This is a genomic window from Actinocorallia aurea (assembly GCF_054783995.1).
In genome coordinates, this window is the sequence record NZ_BAAGPQ010000028.1 from 233,885 (window position 1) to 255,649 (window position 21,765).

The 21,765-nt window shown below is 71.4% G+C and carries 23 protein-coding genes; 12 read left to right on the forward strand and 11 right to left on the reverse strand.

The window, feature by feature from the left end:
• Window positions 1-106: 106 nt before the first annotated feature.
• The 3 genes from ACYVOM_RS31955 to ACYVOM_RS31965 all read right to left on the reverse strand — a co-directional run bounded on the left by ACYVOM_RS31955 (window position 107) and on the right by ACYVOM_RS31965 (window position 3,136).
• Window positions 107-922 (reverse strand): crotonase/enoyl-CoA hydratase family protein, encoded by an 816-nt coding sequence (locus ACYVOM_RS31955; RefSeq protein WP_460307273.1) that lies wholly within the window; start codon window positions 920-922, stop codon window positions 107-109.
• Window positions 915-2,522, reverse strand: a complete 1,608-nt coding sequence (locus ACYVOM_RS31960; RefSeq protein WP_460307274.1) for a class I adenylate-forming enzyme family protein — start codon at window positions 2,520-2,522, stop codon at window positions 915-917. Before ACYVOM_RS31960 ends, ACYVOM_RS31955 begins: the two co-directional genes overlap by 8 nt.
• Window positions 2,523-2,728: 206 nt before the next feature.
• Window positions 2,729-3,136, reverse strand: coding sequence for a four-helix bundle copper-binding protein (locus ACYVOM_RS31965; RefSeq protein ID WP_460307275.1), 408 nt, complete (start codon window positions 3,134-3,136; stop codon window positions 2,729-2,731).
• Window positions 3,137-3,482: 346 nt separating this feature from the next.
• On the opposite strand from ACYVOM_RS31965, the gene ACYVOM_RS31970 reads away from it, so the two are divergent.
• Together ACYVOM_RS31970 and ACYVOM_RS31975 are read left to right on the forward strand one after the other, a co-directional pair.
• Window positions 3,483-4,001 (forward strand): response regulator transcription factor, encoded by a 519-nt coding sequence (locus ACYVOM_RS31970; protein ID WP_460307276.1) that lies wholly within the window; start codon window positions 3,483-3,485, stop codon window positions 3,999-4,001.
• A gap of 169 nt (window positions 4,002-4,170) precedes the next feature.
• A complete protein-coding gene (locus ACYVOM_RS31975) occupies window positions 4,171-5,013 on the forward strand; it encodes an alpha/beta hydrolase family protein (RefSeq protein WP_460307277.1) in 843 nt (280 codons plus the stop codon).
• A gap of 152 nt (window positions 5,014-5,165) precedes the next feature.
• Here the strand turns inward: ACYVOM_RS31975 and ACYVOM_RS31980 are convergent, their stop codons facing one another.
• Window positions 5,166-6,014 (reverse strand): alpha/beta fold hydrolase, encoded by an 849-nt coding sequence (locus ACYVOM_RS31980; RefSeq protein WP_460307278.1) that lies wholly within the window; start codon window positions 6,012-6,014, stop codon window positions 5,166-5,168.
• Between the two features lie 83 nt (window positions 6,015-6,097).
• On the opposite strand from ACYVOM_RS31980, the gene ACYVOM_RS31985 reads away from it, so the two are divergent.
• The 4 genes from ACYVOM_RS31985 to ACYVOM_RS32000 all read left to right on the forward strand — a co-directional run bounded on the left by ACYVOM_RS31985 (window position 6,098) and on the right by ACYVOM_RS32000 (window position 8,926).
• Window positions 6,098-6,562: a MarR family winged helix-turn-helix transcriptional regulator gene (locus tag ACYVOM_RS31985; RefSeq protein WP_460307279.1), complete on the forward strand. Its 465-nt coding sequence runs from the start codon at window positions 6,098-6,100 to the stop codon at window positions 6,560-6,562.
• A gap of 197 nt (window positions 6,563-6,759) precedes the next feature.
• Complete coding sequence (locus ACYVOM_RS31990) at window positions 6,760-7,263, forward strand: SigE family RNA polymerase sigma factor (RefSeq protein WP_460307280.1); 504 nt, start codon at window positions 6,760-6,762, stop codon at window positions 7,261-7,263.
• A 1-nt stretch (window position 7,264) separates the two neighbouring features.
• On the forward strand, window positions 7,265-8,299 hold the full coding sequence (locus ACYVOM_RS31995; RefSeq protein WP_460307281.1) for a hypothetical protein: 1,035 nt from the start codon (window positions 7,265-7,267) through the stop codon (window positions 8,297-8,299).
• Window positions 8,300-8,374: 75 nt separating this feature from the next.
• The gene (locus tag ACYVOM_RS32000; protein WP_460307282.1) at window positions 8,375-8,926 is read left to right on the forward strand and encodes an EF-hand domain-containing protein; all 552 of its coding nucleotides are present in this window, start codon (window positions 8,375-8,377) and stop codon (window positions 8,924-8,926) included.
• A gap of 83 nt (window positions 8,927-9,009) precedes the next feature.
• Here the strand turns inward: ACYVOM_RS32000 and ACYVOM_RS32005 are convergent, their stop codons facing one another.
• From ACYVOM_RS32005 to ACYVOM_RS32015, 3 genes are all read right to left on the reverse strand, one after another.
• A complete protein-coding gene (locus ACYVOM_RS32005) occupies window positions 9,010-11,325 on the reverse strand; it encodes a molybdopterin-dependent oxidoreductase (protein WP_460307283.1) in 2,316 nt (771 codons plus the stop codon).
• Window positions 11,326-11,554: 229 nt separating this feature from the next.
• Window positions 11,555-11,926, reverse strand: coding sequence for a hypothetical protein (locus tag ACYVOM_RS32010; protein ID WP_460307284.1), 372 nt, complete (start codon window positions 11,924-11,926; stop codon window positions 11,555-11,557).
• A 163-nt stretch (window positions 11,927-12,089) separates the two neighbouring features.
• Window positions 12,090-12,248, reverse strand: coding sequence for a hypothetical protein (locus tag ACYVOM_RS32015; protein WP_460307285.1), 159 nt, complete (start codon window positions 12,246-12,248; stop codon window positions 12,090-12,092).
• 233 nt (window positions 12,249-12,481) lie between these two features.
• Here ACYVOM_RS32015 and ACYVOM_RS32020 point away from each other — a divergent pair, with 233 nt between their 5' ends.
• Window positions 12,482-12,616 carry a hypothetical protein gene (locus ACYVOM_RS32020; RefSeq protein WP_460307286.1) on the forward strand — a complete coding sequence of 45 codons (135 nt, stop codon included), beginning with the start codon at window positions 12,482-12,484 and terminating at the stop codon, window positions 12,614-12,616.
• Between the two features lie 30 nt (window positions 12,617-12,646).
• On the opposite strand, the gene ACYVOM_RS32025 is transcribed toward ACYVOM_RS32020, so the two are convergent.
• From ACYVOM_RS32025 to ACYVOM_RS32035, 3 genes are all read right to left on the reverse strand, one after another.
• A complete protein-coding gene (locus ACYVOM_RS32025) occupies window positions 12,647-13,165 on the reverse strand; it encodes an OmpA family protein (RefSeq protein WP_460307287.1) in 519 nt (172 codons plus the stop codon).
• On the reverse strand, window positions 13,162-13,692 hold the full coding sequence (locus tag ACYVOM_RS32030) for a hypothetical protein (protein WP_460307288.1): 531 nt from the start codon (window positions 13,690-13,692) through the stop codon (window positions 13,162-13,164). Before ACYVOM_RS32030 ends, ACYVOM_RS32025 begins: the two co-directional genes overlap by 4 nt.
• 345 nt (window positions 13,693-14,037) lie before the next feature.
• Window positions 14,038-14,838: a methylenetetrahydrofolate reductase gene (locus ACYVOM_RS32035; protein ID WP_460307289.1), complete on the reverse strand. Its 801-nt coding sequence runs from the start codon at window positions 14,836-14,838 to the stop codon at window positions 14,038-14,040.
• A gap of 241 nt (window positions 14,839-15,079) precedes the next feature.
• Between ACYVOM_RS32035 and ACYVOM_RS32040 the strand changes: the two genes are divergently transcribed.
• Window positions 15,080-16,024, forward strand: a complete 945-nt coding sequence (locus ACYVOM_RS32040; RefSeq protein ID WP_460307290.1) for a DUF4232 domain-containing protein — start codon at window positions 15,080-15,082, stop codon at window positions 16,022-16,024.
• Window positions 16,025-16,165: 141 nt separating this feature from the next.
• On the opposite strand, the gene ACYVOM_RS32045 is transcribed toward ACYVOM_RS32040, so the two are convergent.
• The gene (locus ACYVOM_RS32045; RefSeq protein ID WP_460307291.1) at window positions 16,166-16,825 is read right to left on the reverse strand and encodes a TetR/AcrR family transcriptional regulator; all 660 of its coding nucleotides are present in this window, start codon (window positions 16,823-16,825) and stop codon (window positions 16,166-16,168) included.
• Between the two features lie 209 nt (window positions 16,826-17,034).
• On the opposite strand from ACYVOM_RS32045, the gene ACYVOM_RS32050 reads away from it, so the two are divergent.
• Genes ACYVOM_RS32050 through ACYVOM_RS32065 form a run of 4 tightly spaced genes read left to right on the forward strand, consistent with a single transcriptional unit; the run spans window position 17,035 to window position 21,763 of the window.
• Window positions 17,035-18,288, forward strand: a complete 1,254-nt coding sequence (locus ACYVOM_RS32050; RefSeq protein ID WP_460307292.1) for an ABC transporter substrate-binding protein — start codon at window positions 17,035-17,037, stop codon at window positions 18,286-18,288.
• Between the two features lie 16 nt (window positions 18,289-18,304).
• Window positions 18,305-20,311, forward strand: coding sequence for an ABC transporter permease (locus ACYVOM_RS32055; RefSeq protein WP_460307293.1), 2,007 nt, complete (start codon window positions 18,305-18,307; stop codon window positions 20,309-20,311).
• On the forward strand, window positions 20,301-21,062 hold the full coding sequence (locus tag ACYVOM_RS32060) for an ABC transporter ATP-binding protein (RefSeq protein ID WP_460307294.1): 762 nt from the start codon (window positions 20,301-20,303) through the stop codon (window positions 21,060-21,062). Before ACYVOM_RS32055 ends, ACYVOM_RS32060 begins: the two co-directional genes overlap by 11 nt.
• Window positions 21,059-21,763: an ABC transporter ATP-binding protein gene (locus tag ACYVOM_RS32065; protein WP_460307295.1), complete on the forward strand. Its 705-nt coding sequence runs from the start codon at window positions 21,059-21,061 to the stop codon at window positions 21,761-21,763. The genes ACYVOM_RS32060 and ACYVOM_RS32065 overlap by 4 nt, the downstream gene beginning before the upstream one ends.
• Window positions 21,764-21,765 lie beyond the last annotated feature (2 nt).

The window sequence follows — 21,765 nt, forward strand, 5'->3', positions numbered from 1 at the left end:
GCCATCGGTCTGCCTCGTCTCCCTTCGGCGGCACGCCTTCGCACCCTGCCGCGTTCGGCCCCGCCGGTGACCACGGTAGTTCACCGACGGGGCCGGGACCGCCGGGCTACTCTCCGGTGAAGACCGGCTCGCGCTTCTCCAGGAACGCCCGCGGGCCCTCCACGGCGTCCTTGGACTGCATGACGGCACCGCCCAGGGGCATCTCGATCGCGAAGGCGTCCTCCTCGGACAGGCTCTCCGTCTGCCGCAGCGTGGCGAGGATCGCCTGTACGGCGAGCGGCCCGTTGCGCGCGATGCGGTCGGCGATCTCCCGGGCCTTGGCGAGGGCCTGGCCGTCGGGCACCACGTGGTTGATCAGACCGAGCTCGTGGGCGCGGCGGGCCGTCAGGTCCTCTCCGGCCAGCAGCATCTCGGCCGCCACGGCGTAGCCCATCTGACGGCGCAGGCGCACCGCGGAGCCGGCCATCGGGAACAGGCCGCGCTGCACCTCGGTGACGCCGAACACGGCGCTCTCCCCGGCGACGCGGATGTCGGTGCCCTGGAGGATCTCGGTGCCCCCGGCGCGGCAGAATCCCTCGGCGGCCAGGATGACGGGCTTGGTGGGCCGGTAGGTCTTGAGGTAAGCGTGCAGCGAGATGCCGGGCTCGTCCTGCAACCGGATGATCCACTCGTTGTCCCGCACACCCTCGCGCAGACGGAGGATCTCGCGCAGGTCCATGCCGGCGCAGAAGGTGCTGCCCTTGCCGGTGAGGATGGCGACCCGCAGGGAGTCGTCCCGGTCGAGCCGCACCCAGGCGTCGTAGAGGCGGCAGAGCACTTCGGCGTTGGTGGCGTTCCGCTTCTCGGGCCGGTTGATGGTGACGGTCAGCACGGGGCCGTCGGCCTCGACGAGGACGAGCGGGGCGGGGGTGGGTTCAGACATGGGCGTCGGCCTCCTTGGCGAGTTCTTCGGCCAGGTCGCGGAGCTTGTTCTTGGCCACCTTCTCCAGGGTGGCGCGCGGGAAGTCGGCCACGACATGCACGGCCCTGGGCACCTTGAAGTCGGCGAGGGTCGCCGCGCAGCGCCCGATGAGGGCGGCGCCGAACGCGGCGTCGTCGCCCTCCGCCGCGGGACCCCGCACGACGAAGGCCACAGGCACTTCGTCCAGCATCGGGTGCGACCGGCCCACGACGGCGATGTCGGCGACGCCGGGCACCTGACGGCAGACGTCCTCGACCTCTCGGGCCGAGACGTTCTCGCCGCCGACCTTCAGCAGGTCGGCGTCCCGCTCGCTGTAGACGAGGCTGCCGCCGTCGGACCAGCGGACGATGTCGCCCGTCTTGAACCAGCCGTCGGCGGTGAAGCTCTTGGCCATGGCCTCGGGGTTGTCGTGGTACTCGAGGAAGAGCTGGATGCCGCGGGTACCCCGCACCCACAGCTCGCCGGGCTGGTCCTTGGCGCACGGCTCGCCGGTCTCCCGGTCCACGACGAGCATCTCGTAGCCGGGGGTGGGCCGGCCCATGGACCGGGTGACGGGCGGGACGCCGGGGCCGGCCGTCGTCGCGTGGACCACCGTCTCGGTCATGCCGTAGGCGGGGACGACGCGGAAGCCCAGGGCGGCTTCGAGTTCCGGCACGATCAGCCCGAACACGCCCACCTTGAGCGCGTGCTCGGGGACGGGCCCGCCGAGGACCGCGTTGATGACGAACGGGAGCAGCGAGATGTGGGTGACCCCGTGGCCGGTGACCACCTCCCAGAAGCGCGAGGAGGAGAACTTGGGCTGCAGCACCACGGTCCCGCCGACGCCCAGGGTCGTCCACAGCGCCCAGCTCTGGGAGTTGACGTGGAAGAACGGGAGGTAGACCAGGTACGTGTCGTCGGCCGTCATCCCGATATTGGTGGGCCCGACGCGGCCGGCCCACAGGGCGTTGGCGTGGGTGTGCACCACGGCCTTGGGCCGCGAGGTGGTGCCCGAGGTGAACAGGATGCCCGCCGGGGCCATGGGCTCCGGCTCGCGGTCGGGGAGCGCGTCGCCGTCGCCGTAGAGGGAGGCGAAGGAATCGAGACCGTGGTCGGCCTCCCGCGCCGTCGGCTCCTCGCCGCCGTTGTCCCGAGTGACGGCGATCCAGGGCAGGCCGGGAGCCGCCTCCCGCACCACGGCGGCGTACCGGGGCTGGGTGACGGCCCCGACGCAGCCGGTCTTGCGCACGAAGAAGTCGACCTCGCTCGCGGCGCTGCGGGTGTTCGTGGTGACCGCGACGGCGCCCAGGGTGGCACAGGCGTACCAGGCGAGCACCATCTCGGGGCAGTTGTCGGAGTGCAGGAGGACCTTGTCGCCCTTGCCCACGCCGCGCCCGGCGAGTCCGGCCGCCAGGCTGCGCACATCGGCCCAGAACCGGGCGTAGGTCCACGTCGCGCCCTCGCCGTGGCGGGGTTCCCAGATGAGGAGAGCCTTGTCCGGCTGCCGTTCGGCCCAGCTCCGCAGCAGCCAGGGGATGTCCTGGCCTGCGAACTGCAAGGCGGTGGCCTGCGCTTCGTCCATGCGGATCTCCCTCCGTCGCCCCGGGTGCGCAGGAAAAATAACACCGTAATCATGGTGTGATCAATACTCTGGCACCGACGATCGAAAGGCCGCAGCGCCGCTCCGCGCGATGGCCGTGCAGGGCGAGCGGGTCTTCGCGTTCGGCGCGGCCGAGGGTGCGCGAGGCCCCCGCCCGCGGTCGGCGGGCTACTTGGAGGCCGCGGGCCTCAGGTCGTGATCATCGCGTCCATGAGGCGTTCGCAGGCGGCCGAGCAGGCGCGGCACGACTCGGCGCAGACCCGGCAGTGGGCGTGGTGCCCGGCGTGCACGGCGCACTCGTCGGCGCAGGTGTCGCAGGCGACCATGCAGGATTTCAGCTGGGCCACGCTGATGCGGGCGTCGTAGCCGGTGTGGCGCGAGAGGATCTTGGCCGTCGTCGCGCAGATGTCGGCGCAGTCCAGGTTGGTGCGCACGCACTTGCCCAGCATCGCCAGGTCGGGCTCGCTGAGGCACGCGTCGGCGCACGCGGTGCAGGCCTGCGCGCAGTCGATGAGCACGCTCACGGTGTCGGCGATGAGGTCACGGTCGAGGTTGATGTCGGCCGGGTAGGTCCTGATCATTTCTAGGACGGGCATGACGATCTCCGTTCGCGTGGAACGTCCGTCTATTGAGCCCGTGCCCCTTTCATCACTTCTGAAACTCTCGTAGACGGGCTTCCTCGACAGTGCCCGGCCGACGAGATCCTCGCCCGGTGCGGCATCCTCGCTTCCGCGCCGGACGGATCCGGAAAGGTGGCGGATCTCCATCAGCGCCATCGACAGCAGGAACGCGGCGGCCCGGCGATCCGATGCCGCGGCCGTGGACTCCCCGCGAACACACGGCGGGTCCTTCCGCGCCGGGCCCCGTCCTGAAGGCGGTTTCGCCGTCGAGGCCACGCTCTCGCGCGCTCATGGCAGCGGCCGTTGAACGCGGCAGCGGCCGTTGAACGCGCCGATCCGGGTGCTGGTGGCCGACGACCAGGCGTTGCTGCGCGGCAGCTTCCGAGCCCTCATCGAGACCGCCCCCGATCTCGCCGTCGTGGGCGAGGCCGCCACCGGGGCCGAGGCCGTCGAACTCACCCGCGCCCTGGCGCCCGATGTCGTCCTGATGGATGTGCGGATGCCGCACGTGGACGGCGTCGAGGCCACTCGCCGCATCCTGCGCGACCCCGGCACCGCGGACGTGCGGGTGACCCGCCGCCTCATCGAGGAGTTCGCCGCACGCCCGGCGGAACCCGGCCGGCCGCTGCGCCGCACCCTGCACGGCGTGACCGAGCGCGAAGTCGAGGTCCTGACGCTCATCGCCCGCGGCCTGTCCAACACCGAGATGGCCGCGCACCTGCACCTGAGCCTGGCCACCGTCAAGACCTACGTGGGCCGCCTGCTCACCAAACTCGACGCCCGCGACCGCGCCCAGCTCGTGATCATCGCCTACGAGTCGGGGCTCGTCGGCTCCCGCTGAGCCGTCCCCCGCATCCGTTGCCTCCCAAGGACCTCGGGGCCGCCATGGCCGAGGACGGCACGTCCTGAACCGCGCACCCGCTCCGGCGGCCATAATGGTACCGATCGGTTCTATTTGCTGCTAGGTTCATGATCGAACCGATCGTTCTCATGTGTAAGGCGGGATGGCCGTGGACTTTCTCCTGGAGGATCCGCCGCTGGACGCAGGACCGCCCGCCGGGACGCTGGCGGTCGCGTTCGCCAGCGGAGGCGAGCTGCTGCTGGGGGTGCTGCATCTGCCGGCCGGGCCCGGGCCGCATCCCACGGTGGTGCTGCTGCACGGGTTTCCGGGCAACGAGCGGAACTTCGATCTGGCGCAGGCGCTGCGGCGGGCGGGGTACGCGGCGGTGGTGTTCCACTACCGAGGCTCGTGGGGAGTGCCGGGCGAGTACTCGTGGACGCACGTGCTGGAGGACGCGGCGGCCGTCACCGCCGCCGTCCGGGAGCCGGCCTTCGCCGCCGAGCACCGGCTCGACCCCGGGCGGGTCGCGCTCGTCGGGCACAGCCTGGGCGGGTTCGCGGCGCTGATGACCGCCGCCGCCGACGAGCGGGTGTGCGCGGTGGCCTCCATCGCGGGCTTCGACCTCGGCGCGGCCGCTGCGGCGACCCGGAGCGACCCCGCGGCACGCGGCGCCCTGGCCGCCGCGTTCGCCGGCGAGTTGCTGCCGCTCCGCGGCACCTCCGCCGAAGCGCTGGTGGCCGAGATGGAGGCGGCCGGCGACGCCTGGAGGCTGGCCCGGCTGGCTCCGGAGCTCACGGGCCGCCCCGTGCTGCTGGTCGGCAGCGGTACGCGCGACGAGGTCACCCCCGCGGCCTTCCACCATCACCCGCTCGTGGCCGCCTACACCGCGCGTCCCGGCCCCGCCCTCGAACACCACGTCTTCGAGACCGACCACGCCCTCTCCGACCACCGCGTGTCCCTCACCCGCACCGTGATCGCCTTCCTCGCCCCCCTCCGCACCCCGAACCCCTAGGCCGGCTCGGACGACGTGGCGAGGCCGCGAGCGCGACGCCCGTCGGCCCCGAGCCGCCCGGCGTGCGCCGCCGAGCTCAAGCGCGTCCTCTCCTGTCCCACCGGCGATCGCGGCCTGCTCGATCCTCGGCGGCCTCCGGCGGTACCGGGGGCTCAGGGGGCCGCGAGGAAGCGCAGGATCGCGCGGTCGGTCGCGGCGGCGCCGTGGAACGGCATGCCGTGGTGCGAGAGCCCGGGGAGGACCTCGACGCGGGCGCGGGGCAGGGCGCGCCGGGCCGCGGTCTCCACGCGGCCGACGCGATGGGCGCGGCTGTTCCCGGCGAGAAGAACGAGCACCGGGACGGGAGAAGCACGCAGGATCGCGGGATCGGGACGGCCGCCGGTGATCACCTTGACGCCAGGGAACTCCGCGGCGAGGCAGTAGAGGCGCAGCCACTCCGGATCGACCGGAGCCCCTCGCGTCTCCCAGGCCAGGAAGGCCCGGGCTCGCCGGGCGGACGGGCGCAGCAGCACCGGCAGGGCGCGCAGCAGGTAGGAGGGGGCGAACCCGGCGAAGCACTGGGTCGGGTCGAGGAGGACGAGCCTGCGGGTCCGGTGCGGAGCGCGCAGGGCGTACGTCAGGGCGATCCACGCGCCATAGGAGTGCCCGCACAGGTCGGCGCGCTCCACGCCGAGGTCCGTCAGGACGCCGTCGAGCCAGGCGAGGAGATCGTCGACCGACCGCGGGGGCCGCTCGCCCCGAAGGCTGCGCCCCGGCTCCCCGATCCTGTCGACGGCATAGACGCGCCGCGCGCTGCTCAGCTCCGCCACGTTGGCGAACCACACCGCCGACGTCGTGCCCCCGCCGTGCAGGAGGACGAGCGGCTCCCCGTCCGCGGGACCGCACGCGATGACCCGGGTCGTCCCGAACTCCGACTCCAGATCGAACACCTCGTGAGCCACGGGCCAGCGGTCGAGCACGGCGTCGTACGCGGCGAAAAAGGGGGCGAGGTCACCGGACACGGCGGTCTCCATCATCTCGGCGAGCAAGTATCTCGTTGAGCGAGATACTATGCGCCGGGAGACGCGTGCGGAAGGAACCGGAGATGGACGACGAGCAAGGAATGCGCCTGGTGCACGGGCTGCGCGCCCTCACCGTCAAGCTCGACCTGCTCGCGGGCGCCTTCGCCCAGCGCCAGGGCCTCCACCCGACCGATCTGCGCGCCCTCATCCTGCTCCTGGACGCCGCGCGGGCCGGGGAGCCCGCCACACCGGGAAGCCTCGGTCGCGGGCTCGGCCTCAACTCGGCCGGCACGACCGCGCTGATCGACCGGCTGGAACGTCTCGGCCACGTCCGGCGGGCACGAGATCCCGACGACCGCCGACGCGTCCTCCTTGAGGTGTCCGACGAGGCGGCGGCCCTCGGCTGGGCCTTCTTCGGCCCCCTCATCACCGAGATGGTCACCGCGCTCCGCGCTTTCTCCGCGAGCGACCGCGCCGCGATCGAACGCTTCCTCGCCACCGCCGCCGACATCGTCGCCCGCCGTCCAGAGCAGGGCCCTTCCCGCTGACCTCGCGGCCGCCACCAGTGCGGGCGCCGGAGCGGCCGAGGGAGCCCGATGCCGCCCGACCAGCCGGCCCGCCAGAGCCCGCTGGTCCTGCTGCTCGCGCTCATCCCGCCGCGAACCGGTGATTCCGGCGGGCCGGGCAACCTTTTTCCGGTGCTCGGTGGTCTTAGTCGCGAAGTCCTGAGGAAGGCGGCTGACAGATGCGGGAACCCCCCGAATATGCGACCTATGTGCGGGAGCGCTCGCCCCGGCTGCTGCACACCGCGTACCTGATCTGCCGGGACCGGGCACTGGCCGAGGATCTGCTCCAGACGGCCCTGGCGAAGGCCTGGACGGCCTGGCGGCGGATCGAGGAGGACCCCGATCCGTACGTCTACCGGATCATGGTCAACACCTACAGTTCCTGGACGCGGCGGCGCTGGCGGGGCGAGATCCCCGTGAGTGAGCCGCTTCCACTCGCACAGTCACCGGACACGACGGGCGACCTCGACGACCGGGCGTTCCTGTGGGACGCGCTCGGACGGCTGCCCCGGGGCCAGCGGGCCGTGCTGGTGCTCCGCTTCTTCGAGGATCTGCCCGAGACACAGGTCGCGGGCATCCTCGGCTGCTCGGCCGGGACCGTGAAGAGCCAGGCCAGCAAGGCCCTGGCCAAGCTCCGGATCGACCCGGAGATCGTTGAGACCCTCGCGGACAGGAGTTTTTGAGATGTCACCCAGCATGCGGGATCTCCGCGCGGCCATGGAGGCCGCCCGCCCCGGGATCGACCATCCCGCCGACCGTCTCGACCAGATCCGGCGCAGGGTCAGGCGCAGCCGCCGTCGCCGCCTGGCCGCAGGGGCCGGCGCCGTCGCCCTCGGCACCGGTGCCGTGCTCGTGTTGGCCCCCTCGGGGGGGACGGCGCCGCAGCTCGTCCGGCCTGCCGCGGCACCGTTGCTGACCGGCCGCCCCGTCACGGGTCTCCCCGCGAGCCAGGAGGGCATGAGCCTGGTGACCGCCGTCAGGTACGACACGCTCAACCAGGCCGCGCGCCTGACCTTCACCCCGACCGGCCCGACGTCGCTGATCGTCTTCCGCTGCGAACAGCCGGGCACCACCTACCAACTGGGCCGCAGCGCGGCGGAGTGCGGCTCCCCTCCGACGCCCGACACGCCCCCGACCGAGCCGAACGGCGGCTCCTCCTACCGCGAGACCACGGCAGGAGTGCCCGTCTCGGTCGATCTGTTCGCCACGGGCGAGGGCGTCAGGACGGACATCTTGGACGCCGCCTCCGCCGGTCGCTACCTGTCGGAGGCCGTGCGGGAGCGCGGCGGCTGGACCGTGGCGGTCTACAGCGGGATCTGCACCAGCCCGCACTGCCAGGCCCGTGAGGAGCGCGGAGAGCACCCCGGACCGCAGGAGCACGAGGATCCCACCGCGGGCCGGAACCCGATCGCGACGAGCACCGGCATCGCCGACTCCAAGCGCACACCCGTCCGGACGAACGGCCACCGCGTCGACCTCCACCTGGTCTGCACCGAAGGCGCCGCCTGGGCCGTCACCTGGCTCGACGGCAAGATCTCCCAGCCGATCCCGTGCGAGGCCGCCGAGTCGTCCGGCGTCCACTGGTCGGCGAAACCCGGAAGGCTGGAGATCGCGGTCTTCCCTGCCTCGACGAGCCCGACCGCGGACCGGGCCGAGATCGCCCGGCTCATGAAGAGCCCCGACCCGATGGGCGCATGGACCCTCAAGGTCTACGAGTGAGCCGGCCCGCTCTGGGATTGCCGTGACCGTCGAGACCCTTTACCTAGAGCAGCGTATTCGCTACTTTAAGTATTTGTGACCGTACTCAGAGATCGCAAATACCAGCAGTGGTTCAGGGGCGCCGATACCGACGGCGACGGGGTCATCACCCGGCAGGACGTCCTGCGGATGGGCGAGCGTTACATCGCCGCTCGCGCCGCCGGGCCGGAGTCCGAGACCGCTCAACGGCTCACCCAGGGACTCGACGCGTTCTGGACCCACGTGATCGCGCCGATGGACCAGGACGGCGACGGGAGGATCGATCTGCGGGAGATGACCGAAGGGTTCCGCCAGGCCCTGACCGACCCCGCCCTGTACCCGCAGCAGATCCAGGCGGTGGCCGACTGCTACTTCGACCTCATCGATCTCGACGGCAACGAGAAGATCGACCAGGAGGAGTTCCAGCAGATCTTCGGCCTGGCCGGTGACATCCCTTTCGAGGATTGCGCCGAGGTCTTCGACGCGCTGGACCTGGACGGCTCGGGCACCCTGGACCGCGCCGAGTTCCACCGGGCGCTCGCGGAGTTCTTCTACGGCGACGACCCCGACGCCCCCGCCAACCACCTGTTCGGCAGGCTCATCGGCTGACGGAGCCCCGCCCGGCCGGACGCTCCTCCCCGCGGGGAGGAGCGTCTGTACCGGCGCGTCAGTGCCGCCGCGACCGGATGCCGCTATCGCCCATCAAGGCCCGGTGGTGAGAAGGCGAGCACTTCGGGAAGGGGGCCGTCGTAGCGCTCGACGTCGACCAGCGCGCTGAGCGCACTCGGTCCCTGGGACAGTTTCGAGCACGGCCGGTCCGCCGTGAGGACGTTCGGATTGCTGTGGCGGTCCAGGGTTCCGCTCCGGCCGGGCCGGACCGGATCCCACCAGGCTCCCGTGGACAGTTGCACCACCCCTGGCATGACGTCGTCGGAGAGGACCGCGGCCGCCAGGCAGCTGCCCCGGTCGTTGTGGACGCGCACGATCATGCCGTCCTGGATGCCGCGCGCGGCGGCGTCCAGCGGGTGCATCGTCGCGGGCTCACGGCCACGGATCTTCGCACCGAGGCTGTGGCCCCCGTTGTCGTATTGGCTGTGCAGGCGCGAGGCCGGCTGGTTCGAGATCAGGTGGAGCGGGTACCGGCCCGCCAGGTCGGCCCGGAGCCATTCCGCCGGCTCGTACCACCTCGGATGCCCGGCGCAGTCGTCGTAGCCGAACGCGTCGATCGTCTCGGAGAAGATCTCGATCCGGCCCGACGGCGTCGGCAGCGGGAAACGGTGTGGATCTGCGCGGAGGTCCGCGAAGCCGCCGGGAAACGGCCCGGTGGACGGCGGCAGCGCAGCGGTGGAGACGCGCCAGAACTCCTCGAAGCCCGGCAAGGCGGCATCACCGCCGAGCTCGGCCCTCGTCTGCTCGTACAGGTGCCGGACCCATTCGCTCTCCGAGCGCGCCTGCGTGAACTCTTCCCCGTACCCGAGGCGGGAGGCCACGGCCGCGAAGATCTGATGATCGGTGCGCGACTCGCCGGCGGGCTCGCGGACTTTCGGCATCGCGACGAGGTGGGGGTCGGAGAATCCGGCGGCGAAGTCGTCGCGCTCCAGGCTGGTGGCGACGGGAAGGACGATGTCCGCGAACTTGGCCGAGGTGTTCCACCAGGCTTCGTGGACCACGACCGTGTCCGGGGCCTGCCACGCGCGGGCCAACCGATGGAGGTCCTGGTGGTGGTGGAACGGATTGCCCCCGCACCAGTAGACCAGGCGGAGCTCGGGCAGCGTGACGCGTCCGCCGTCGTAGTCGATGACCTTCCCGGGATGCAGCAGGGCATCGGCGATCCTCGCGACCGGGATGAAGTCCGCGACGGGGTTCGCAGCCGCCGGGACGGTCGCCACGAAGGGGCGGTCAGGGGCGACGCCCGTCGCGTCCATCGTCGCGTAGCCCGAGCCCCAACCGCCGCCGGGCCGGCCCATCGAGCCCGCCATGGCGGCCAGCACGACGGACATCCAGATCGGCTGTTCGCCGTGGTCCGCCCGCTGCACCGCGTAGTTGACCATGATGAGAGAACGCCGGGTGGTGAGGCGGCGAGCGAGGTCGGTGAGCACGTCACGACCGATGCCCGTGATCGTCTCCGCCCAGGCGGCGTCCTTCGGGATGCCGTCGACCTCGCCGACCAGGTAGGCGGCGAAACGGTCGAACCCGACGCAGCACCGGCGAAGGAAGTCCGCATCGTGCCACCCGTTCACCAGCATCGTGTGCGCGATGCCGAGCATCGCGGCGGTGTCGGTGTTCGGGACGACGGGCAGCCACTCGGCGTCGAGGAAGCCGGCGGTGTCGCTGCGGAGGGGGCTGACGTTCACGAACCGCACCCCTGCCTCACGGCACCGTCGTTGCAGGTCCCGCGTCTGGTGCCTGGCCAGCCCACCGGGGTTGATCTGGCTGTTCTTCAGGGCGAGCCCTCCGAACGCCACCACGAGCTCACAGTTCTCCGCTATCTCGTCCCACATCGGCATCCGGGACTGGTAGCTCCACGGATGGCCGCCGATCACGTGGGGGAGGATGACCTCCAAAGCCGCGGTGCTGTAGGTGTTGCGTGAATCGGTGAATCCGCCGCCCAGCGCCAGGAACCGGTGCAGTTGACCCTGCGCGTGGTGAAACCTGCCCGCACTCGCCCAGCCGTAAGAGCCGCCGAACACCGCGCCGTCCCCGTGCTCTGCACGCACGCGCCGGAGCTCATCGCTCACCAGGGTGATCGCCCGTTCCCAGCTCACCTCCACGAAGACGTCCTCGCCCCTGGCCCTGCCGTGCGCTCGCGGCTCGCCGTCCAACCAGCCCTTGCGCACCGCCGGCCGCAGCACACGAGCACCGTCATCGGCAGCCACCACCATCCCAGGGCCGATCGGCGACGGCGCGGGGTCACCCGGCTCCGGCTCGATCCGCACCAACCGCCCGGAATCGACCACGGCGACATAACTACCCCAGTGCGTCGCAACCGACCTGCGCTGTTCCGCCATACATCGACTCCTCAGATCCTCATTCCCGCGACGACGCGACCACACGGGTTACCTCGGTATCGGCACACCACAAGAGAACCCTCCGACCACGCCCGGCGAAAGAGCAATCGCACAAGGTGATCGAAGTGTCACTCCGCCGTGGCGCACGCTGCCGTCAGCGCCATGGGCGACGAGCCGACCCCCGGCCCACCGGATGCGCTGCAAGAGCACGTCGACGCCCGCGGGACCGTCAAAAGAGGCCCTCGTCCTGGTCCTGGAGCGCCTTGGCCAGTTCCCACAGAGTGCCCCGGTCGCCGGGCGCCCACCGGCCGGGCCCCTGGACGGCGACCGGATGGTCCTCCCAACCCGCGTGCCGCCAGATCGTCGACACCAGCCCGGACGGCGAGTACTGCCTACTGTCGTACTCCCAGACCTGTGGCCGCGTGCGGTGGTTGACCCACCGCGCACGCGAGCGCTCGGGGTGCCCGACGAGCCACGGGTTGAGCGCCGCGGCCTCCCGGGGGCCCGACGTCTGGAAGCACAGGGTCTCCCCGTCGGCGATGGCGCCCGCGTCCACCAGGGTCGGCACCGCGTTGCGGCGGCGCGGCCGCTCGGCACGCACGGCGAGTTCGCTGTTGTCGTGCGCGAGCGCTGCGTGCCTGGCCGAACAGCCCGCCTCCTCGGACGGATCGTCCTCACCTGATCCCTGTGGCGCTCGTCGCCGTCGGCACGTTCTTCGCGCTGCGGCCGCTGCCGTTCGAAGGGCCTTTCGGGCGTCCGAGCTACTACACCGGGCCGGCCGCCAACGAGCTGCCGTTCGCCGCGCTCTTCTGGCTGCTGCTGCTCCCGACCCTGCTCGCGTTCGCCCAAGGCGACATCGACTCGGCGGGCGGGTGGGCGGTCGTCGCCCTGGCCGCGGTGACCGTGCCCGGACTGGGGGTCATCGCCCGCCGCGGGATCGGGGACCGGGCGCGGATCGGCCGCGCCCTCGACGAGGGGCTGGGGGCCGGTTGGCGCGCCGAACTCGACGCCGATCTCGCCGCCGGGCTGCGGCGCCGGCCCCCGCTGGTCCGCATCCTGTTCTTCCCCGTCTTCCGGCGCGTGGCCGATCTCCGCCGGCCGCCGCAACCTCCTCGACGTCTACCACCGCCGCTCACGTCCGCAGGGCGCGCCCGTCATGATCCACCTGCACGGCGGCGGCTACTACCACTCCTTCCGCTTCGAAGCCCTCGTCGACGCCATCGAGGCCTTCACCGCCTGGGTCAGATCCCAGGAGCGCTCTCACCGGGCCTTAGGGCGTCGAAGGCCTTGACCCGGGCGGGTTCGGGTGGCGGCCTACCGGTCAGGTGGCGAAGACTATTTCGACGCGGCGGTTCTCGGCGCGTCCTGACGGGTTGTCCTTGCCGCCGATGGTGTTGGGCGCGATCGGGTCGGCTTCGCCGAGGCCGCGGGCGGTGAGGCCCTGGACGCCGAGGGCGGCGAGTGCGTCCTTGACGGCGTTGGCGCGTCGCCGGGAGAGCGCGAGGTTGTAGGCGGGGGCGCCCAGGGAGTCGGTGTAGCCCGCGACGCGGGTGCCGCCGCCCGTCAGCCGTGCGGCGATCCGGGCGAGGTGGGTCTTCGCCTGCGGCGTGAGCGTGGCGGAGTCGAACTCGAAGAGCACGTCCGAGCTGATCCGCAGGGTGGTCGACGCGCCGGTCTGCTCCTCGTGCTCCAGCGGGATCACCGACTCCTCGAGCAGCAGGTCGAGGACTTCGGGCGCGAGGGTCTCGATCGAGGCGGCCGGGTCGGGCACGGACGGCTCGGCCGCGGCGGAGCCGGGAAGGAGCAGCGCGAGCACGAAGGCGGTGGCCGCGCGCCTCATCGGCTGACCGGGATGGTGCGGAAGGGCGGGAAGCCGGCGAAGTAGACGTCGAGGGTCGTGACGTCCTCGGGCGGCGCCGCGAAGGTGTAGCTCAGGGTGTTGGGCTGGTCGATGTTGTAGGCCTCGTTGCCGGCTCCGAGCATCTTGCCGGAGGAGTCCTTGACCACGAGGTAGCGCTTGAGGTTCACCGGGTCGACCAGGGTGACCTCGGGGTAGACGCCGGTGAAGTAGCCGACGGCCAGGACCGAGGGCTGCGGCAGCCCGGGATAGTGCGGCGTCAGCGTCAGCGTGAGGTCGGCCAGCTTGCCCCGCGCGGTCAGCCCGACGACGCCGAGCTCGAACTTGCCCTTGGGCCCGTCGAACGAGGCCTGCTGGATCACCTTGCCCGGATCGGCGACCGAGGCCGTCTGCTGCGAGGCGGCCTCCCCGGGCTCCGCCTTCGTGTCCGGGGCCGGGTCTCCCTTGATGCCGCTGCATCCCGTCGCCAGCACCAGCACCACCGCACCCGCGAGCCTCAGAGATCTCATGTGATCTAGATATGCCAGACATTCAGCGCAAGTTCCACACATATGCAATGACTGACCGAAACTCGACCCGCCGAGTGCGGCCCCCTGAGCCGGGACCGGTCCGGGGCCTTCTGGTCCGTCGCCTCCGAGGGCGCGGACCTGACGTGGGACGAGATCCCGCGCGTCTCCCGCTCCGGCGAGGTCGTCGCGCATCCCTACCCCGGGCCTGGCGCGCGCGTCTCGCTCAGTGAACGCCGCGGCGCCCGGGTCGACGCCTTCCCATGCCGATGTTCGTCAAGCCCCCGACACGCCGGGGATCGCGCGGTCACGAACGGCTTCGCGGAGGGGTGTTTCTCCGCCTGATGTTCAGTGGGGATGTTTGGGACGGGTCTGGAGGAGGGGTTCGAGGCGGGCGGCGGTCTGGCGGTATCGGCTGACGGGGACGAGGTGGACGCCGTCGAAGGCGCCGCTGTCGCGGATGGCCAGGACGTGTTCGCAGGCGGCGGCGACGCCGGCTTCGGGGTCGTGCTCGACTGCTTGGACGAGTGCGTCCGGGATGGTGATGTCGGGGATGGTGGCGGCGAGGTTGCGCGCCATCGTCGCGCTGGCCAGGACCATCACCCCGGCGTAGACGGGTGCGTCGATGGTGACGGTCTCACGCCAGCGCAGCAGGTCGTCGAGGCTGTAGCTGACCTGGGCGAAGACGAAATCGGCCTGCTGCTTCCAGGCGGGCAGGGGCCGCATGCCGGAGGCGACGCCGATCTGGAAGTGCGGATGCCCGGCGAAGACGGGGTCGGAGGTCGCGCCGCGGGCGTGGTCGAGCATGGACCGGACGGTGAGTTCGCCGGTGCGGTCGCCGGAGGCGGGTTTGTCGCCGTAGACGAACAGGAACCGCTGGACGCCGTAGGCGGCGGCGGTCAGCAGGTCCCGTTGGAAGCCGAGCAGGTTGCGGTCGCGGGCGTTCAGGCAGGCGATGCCGGTCGCTCCCATCGCCTGCACCTCGTGCGCGACCGCCACGCTCGACACCGTCGCCCGCCCGATGTGGTTGTCGGGGATCAAGAACGCGTCCGCGACGGCGTCCAGTACCCCGATCTGGTGCCGCACCCGCCGGAGATCCGGCCGGGTCGGCGGCTCGATCTCACACACCACCTCGAACCCACGTGTCATACCCTCACCCTAGACGGCCGGACACCGGCCCCCTAGAGACATGCTCGATCTCAGCGCCGTCGCGGCCGACGCCCGGCCGCCCGATACCGCGTCGGCCCGCGGCACTCGCGAAGACGGGCGTCGCGCGGACGCCCGTGGTGTCGGACGGGGCTTCGCGGGCGTCGGCTACGGATGCCGACGAGCATCGCCAGCGCCGATCTATCGAGATCACCGGCCGGCTCTTCACGAGATGATGGGGCTCATGAGATCTCCCCGGCTTCTGGCCGCCGCGGTGTTCCTTTTCCTGGCAGCCGGATGCGGTGACGAACCCGCACCCGGCGTGGCCGGTCCGGTCAGGACCGTTGCGACGGCGGCGCCACCCGAATGCCCGGAGTCCGGCCTGACGCAGTGGTTGGGCGCATCCGGCGACGACTCGGGAATCTCGACCCTGAACATCGAGCTCTACAACTGCGGTCAGCGGGTGGCCCGGCTGAAGGGCTACCCGCGGATCACGGTGCTCGACGCGTCGGCAAGGCCGGCGGACGTCAAGGTGACGCACGGATCAGGGCAGGTGGGAGGGCTTCCCGGGTTCGACGACCCGGTGGTGGAAGTCGTGCTGGAACCCGGCGAAGTGGCCGGCTTCGGCCTCGCCTGGCGGCAGAAGTCGGCGCCCTCCCCGCAGCCCCTGTCGACGCTGGACGTGTCGGGCGGCGGAGCCCCGGCGGCAAGGCTCGACGATGCCCCGATCGACGCGCGCACCGTCCGGCTCGTCGGCTTGTCCCCGTGGCGGAAGGTCAGAGAGCGGAACGGCGCCGAGCCCGGGGACGGAGCGCCGCACTATCAGGACAACCACGCCTGGAAGCAGCGACTCGACGTCTCTCTCCCCGACCACCTGCGGGCCGAACAGGCCGCGGGCACGATCCGCACGATCATGCGCCGACTGATCAAGGCGCGGACCCTGACGCCGGAGGCGGCGACCGAGGCGATGCGCTCGGCGGGGTTCAACTTCGAGGGAAAGACCGTCTACGACCCTCTGCCCCAGGCCTACCTCCACGCCGACGGGCCCGACGGCCTCGCCTTCGACGCGTTCACCGGCGGCGGCGCCTGCCTCTACGGCAACGCGACCTCGCAGGGCGTCGGCGTCACCGTCTCGTCCATCCTCAATGAGGGCGGATGCCGTCCCCCCACCGGACCACCGCCGCATTGAGCGCCGTCCAACGCTGCGGCGGACCTGCTCGAAGAGGTCTCGGGCGTCGTACCCGAGTTCCCTGACCATCACGAGTTCGCCATCTCATCGGCTCACCAGCGGCCGCCGTTATGTGCCTTCTGGCCGGCTGGTCGAGCCCTGCTAGGCCAGGGTGCGTGCGGCGTTGCCGGAGAGGCCCAGGGAGCGGATCCAGATCTTGTTGATGGTGTCGATCAGGGTCTGGGCGTCGTACTCGACGCCCTCGTAGGACCAGGCCATGACCACGCGCTCGACCATCAGGGTCAGGGCGTGGGCGGTGTGGCGCGGGTCCAGGTCCGGGTAGGCCACGCCGGCCTTCTGCCACTCGGCGATCGCGCGGGTGACCCTGCTCTGGAAATGGTCGGCGACCTCGGCCCACTGGGCCTGGAGCCGCTCGTCCTCGTCGCGTGCCTGGTAGACGGCCTGCAGTACGCGGGCGTTGCGCCGGAACGCCTCGATGTAGACCCGGTTGACCTCCTCGATGCGGCGGACGGGGTCCTGCTGGGCGCTGACATGATCCGCCGCGATTCCGGTCAGATCGGCTGACACTTCCTTCATCAGCTCGAACAGCAGATCGTGCTTGGACCGGTAGTAGTTGTAGAGCGTCCCCGCCCCGACCTTCGCCTCGGCGCTGATGTCGGCGAGTCGGGCGTTGTGGAAGCCGTCCCGCTCGAAGACGACCCGCGCCGCGTCGCGCAGCCGCTGCGGCGTGGTCTCGCGGCGCCGGTCGACACGGGTGCGCGCCCGGCGCGCGCCGTCGGTCTCGGCGGCGGGTTCGGGCATGGCCGACACCTCGTCTCGATGATCACGGGGAACGACGACACTACCAGCCGCCTCCGCGCGGCAGGGCGCCCGCAAAAGTAGAGATTGACGTCAGTCTCACTCTTAAATTAGGTTCATGCCCGCGTGACACGGCTCACACCCCCCTGGGCCGCGGGCCTGCCAGGTCTCCCCGAGCAGGCGCACGCGAACCAGAAATGCGAGGGCATTCGATGAAACCGACCACGCACAGGGGCTCGGCCCTGTCGCGAGTCCTGCTGAGCGCCGGGATGGGCCTGCTGCTGACGGCCGCCGCCGCCTGCGGCGGCTCGGACCAGCCCTCCGACGAGCCGACCCTGACGGGAGCGCCGATCAAGGTCGGCCTGTTCAACCCGGACAAGGGCGCGGTGTCGGTCCCCTCGGTGAAGTCCGGCATGGACGCGGCGGTGAGCTACATCGCCAAGGAGATGAAGGGCGTCGACGGACGTCCGATCGAGGTCGAGGCCTGCTCGGTCGACGGCACGCCGGAGTCCACCATCGGCTGCGCCAACAAGTTCGTCCAGGAAGGCGTCGTCGCGGCCTTCGACGGCTTCAACCTCAGCTCCAGCGCCGGCATCGGCATCCTCGAGGCCGCCAAGATCCCGCTGGTCGGCCAGATCCCGTTCGACCAGACCACCGGGAGCGCCGCGTCCGGACGGGTCTTCCTCGGCTCGCCGCAGGCGTCGTTCCTCGTCGGTGCTCTCCAGGGGTTCAAGGCCGAGGGCAAGACATCGGCGACGCTCACGCTGGTGGACACCCCCTCGTCCCACAAGACCGTCGAGACTCAGCTGAAGCCGCTGGCCCAGGCCATCGGGATCAAGGCGACCGGCCTGTACTTCTCGCCCACGAACCCGAACTTCAGCGCCCTGGCGGCCACCATCGCCTCCACCAAGCCCGACGTCGCGGGCCTGATCGCCTCCCCGAACGCCTCGATCTGCACCCAGCTGATCAAGAACCTGAGGTCGGTCGGCTACACGGGCTCCGTCTTCGTCGCCGCGTGCACGGCCTTCGTCCAGTCGGACCCGGCGGCGGCGCCCGGCGCGACCCTGTACTCGTCGGTGTGGCTGCCCGGCACGGAGAAGTACGCCCCCAAGGCGGCGGTCGACAACCTCAAGACGGCGACCGAGTACGTGTCGAAGACCAGCGGACCGCCCGACTTCTACGCCTACGCCCAGTTCGCCACGGTCGTGGACTTCGCCCGCGCCCTGGCCGCCGCGCCTTCCCTGGACGACCTCACCGGCGCGACCGTGCTGTCCACGCTCCAAGGCCTCAAGGACTTCGACACCTTCCTCGGCCCCAAGATCACCTGCGGTAAGGCCACCACGCCGAACTGCACCACGCAGATGCTCCTGTTCACGGTGCAGGACGATCTGACGCTCAAGCCCGTCACCGGCGACTGGATCACCCCGCTCCCGGCGATCATGGCGAACATCCCCGGCGCGAGCTGAAGCGACTGAACCCCCCATGAACGATCTTCTGCAGTTCGCCGTCATCGGCTTCTCCACCGGAGCCGTCTACGCGGTGCTCGGCGTGTCCCTCGTCAGCCTCTACGTCGCCACCGGCGTCATCAACTTCGCCCAGGGGTCGGTGGCGCTGTGGGCGGTGTGGCAGACCGCCGGGCTGCGCACGAACGGCGTGCTCGTCCTGCCGATCGGCAGCGTCCAGCTGGGCTCCGGCCCGATGGACGTGTGGCCGGCGGTGCTCATCGGCGCGGCCAGCGGGCTCCTGTGGAGCCTGCTGGCCCACCTCCTGGTGTTCCGGCCGCTGCGCCGGGCCCCCGAGCTCGGCCAGGTCGTCGCGTCGGTCGGCGTGATGCTGTTCATCCAGGCCCTGGTCCCGCTGCGGTTCGACACCGAGACCCTCGGCGCGGACCCGAGCAGCCTCATTCCGCTCCCGGCGCTGACGGCCAAGGTCGTCACCTTCGGCGGGACCACGATCGCGGTGAGCAACCTGATCCTTGCCGCGGCCGCGATCGCGGTGGCGCTCGCGCTGGCCGGCTACTTCAGGTTCACCAGGATGGGCATCGCCACCAGGGCGGGCGCCGAGGACGAGCAGGCGCTGCGCCTGATGGGCTACTCGCCCGACAGGCTCGCCGCGTTCATGTGGGGGGCGACGGGCTTCGCGTCCGGGCTGATCGTGATCCTCGCGGCGCCGGCGATCGGCGGCCTCGACCCGACCAGCTACATGCTCTACGTCGTCCCGGCCCTCGCCGTCGCGCTCGTGGGCCGGCTGACGTCGATCGGCGTCGCCTGCGGCGCCGGTCTGGCCCTCGGTTCGGTCCAGCAGATCCTGCTGTTCCTGACGGCCAAGACCTGGTGGCCGTCGTGGGCGCAGGCCGGCGTCGGCGACGCGATCCCGTTCGTCATCGTCGTGGTGGCGCTGTTCCTGCTCGGCCGCGGCATCCCGGAGCGGGGCGCCCGCGACACCGGGGCGCAGCAGCCGGTGCGGGTGCCGCGGTTCCGGCCGCTCGGGATCGCCGCGCTGATCGCCGCCACGGCGCTCGCCATCGTCCTCACCACCGGCCAGTGGCGCTTCAGCCTGGTGATGTCGATCATCCTGACGCTGATCGCCGCGTCGGTGGTGCTGCTGACCGGCTATCTGGGCCAGATCTCGCTGACCACGATGGCCTTCGCGGGCGCGGCCGGGTTCGCGCTGTCGAAGCTGACGACGAACCTGCACCTGCCGTTCCCGTTGGCGGTGCCGCTGGCGGCGCTGACCGCGACGGCCCTCGGGATCGTGGTCGGCGTGCCGGCGCTGCGCATCAGAGGCGCGCAGCTCGCGGTCGCGACCATCGCGGCGGCGCTCGCGATCCAGAGCTTCGTCTTCAACAATCCGGCCCTGACGCCCTACACGGGCAACCTGATCGCCGAACCGTCCCTGTTCGGGTTCTCCCTCGCCGTGCGCCAGGGCACCGACCTCATCACTCTCCAGTTCTCGTTCATGGTCCTCGCGGTCGTGGCGGCGCTGCTGATCGCGGTGGCGCGGCTGCTGTCCGGGGCCACCGGGCGGGCGTTCCTCGCCGTGCGGTCCAACGAGCGGGCCGCGGCGGCGGCGGGCGTGAACGTCCCGGCGGTCAAACTGCTCGGCTTCGCTCTGGCGTCGTTCCTGGCCGGCGTCGGCGGCTGCCTGATCGGCTACAGCCACGGCCAGTTGTCGTCGGCCTCGTTCACGGTGCTCGTCGGCCTGGCCGTCCTGGCGACCACCTACGTCGGCGACATCACCCGCCTGTCCGGCGCGGTCCTCGCGGGCGTCGCCGGACCGCTGGGGCTGCTGTACCTGGTGTTCACCCAGACGATCGACCTGGGCCACTACTACACGCTCGTCGTGGCGGCCGCGATGCTGCTGCGCGTGGTCGTCTTCGCACCCCACCGCAGCGCCGTCCCCGAATGGCTGCTCATCCGCCGTGCCCGGCGGGCTCCCGCGCAGCCGCCGGCCGTCGCCCACGCAACGGAGTCCGCCGATGTCCGATGACCTGAGCCCGCTGTTCCACACCAGCGACATCTCCGTGCAGTACGGAGGCGTCCGGGCCAACGACCAGGTCGGCATCGAGGTCCGGCCCGCGGAGATCGTCGGCCTGATCGGGCCCAACGGCGCGGGGAAGACGACCTTCGTCGACGCCGTCACCGGCTTCGCGCCCTGCACCGGCACGATCGAGCTCGACGGCGTCCGGCTCGACTCGGCGCCCGCGCACCGGCGCCGCCGCCTCGGACTCGCCCGCACGTGGCAGTCCGGGGAACTGTTCACCGACCTGACCTTGGCGGAGAACCTCGCCGTCTCGGTCGACCCGACCGGCCTGCGCGGCGTGCTCGCCGACCTCGGCAGGCGCCGGCACCGGGCCGACGAGGAGATCCGGCAGGCGCTGAGCCTGGTGGGCCTGGGGGAGATGGCCGACCGCCGACCCGACGAACTCTCCCTGGGCCAGCAGAAGCTGGCCGGCGTGGCGCGGGCCCTGGTCGGCGCCACCCGCGTGCTGCTGCTGGACGAGCCCGCCGCGGGCCTCGACACCGAGGAGAGCGCCGAGTTCGGGCGCGAACTGCGCAGGATCGCCGACTCCGGCCCGGGCGTGCTTCTGATCGACCACGACATGACGCTGGTCATGGAGGTCTGCGACCGCGTCTACGTCATGGACTTCGGCAAGATCATCGCCTTCGGCACACCGAACGACGTCAGCGGCGACGACCAGGTGATCGCCGCCTACCTGGGAAGCCCGGTGACCCCGTGACGACCGACGCACTGGACATCCGCGGCCTCAGCGCCGGCTACCGCGGGATGCCCGCCATCCGCGACATCGACCTGCGGGTCGCGGCAGGCTCGATCCTGGCGCTGCTGGGCCCCAACGGCGCGGGCAAGAGCACCACGCTCCGCGCGGCCACCGGTCTGCTCCCCGCGCTCACCGGGACGGTGACCGCCGTCGGCACCCCCATCACCGGAAGCGTCGAGCGCGCCACCCGGGCAGGGCTCTGTCTGATCCCGGACAACCGGGGCGTCTTCCACCGCCTCACCGTCGCCGAGAACCTCAGGCTGGCGAAGGCCAAGGGCGGCTACGGCCCGGCACTCGACAGGTTCCCGCGACTGCGGCCGCTGCTGAACCGGCGCTGCGGCCTGCTCTCGGGCGGCGAGCAGCAGCTCCTCGCGATCGCCAAGACCCTGCTGCTGCGACCGAAGGTCCTGCTCATCGACGAGCTGAGCATGGGGCTGTCCCCGGTCGCGGTGCAGCAGATCCTGCCCGAGCTGCGGCGGCTCGCCGACGAGGACGGCACCGCGATCGTGCTCGTGGAGCAGCACATCGACCAGGCGCTCAGCGTGGCGGACGAGGCGGTCGTGCTCCACCACGGCCGGGTGGTGCTCACCGGCGCCGCGGTCGACCTCCGGGACGACCGGGACCAGATCCAGCGGGCTTATTTCGGAGACAAGGACAGCTAGAC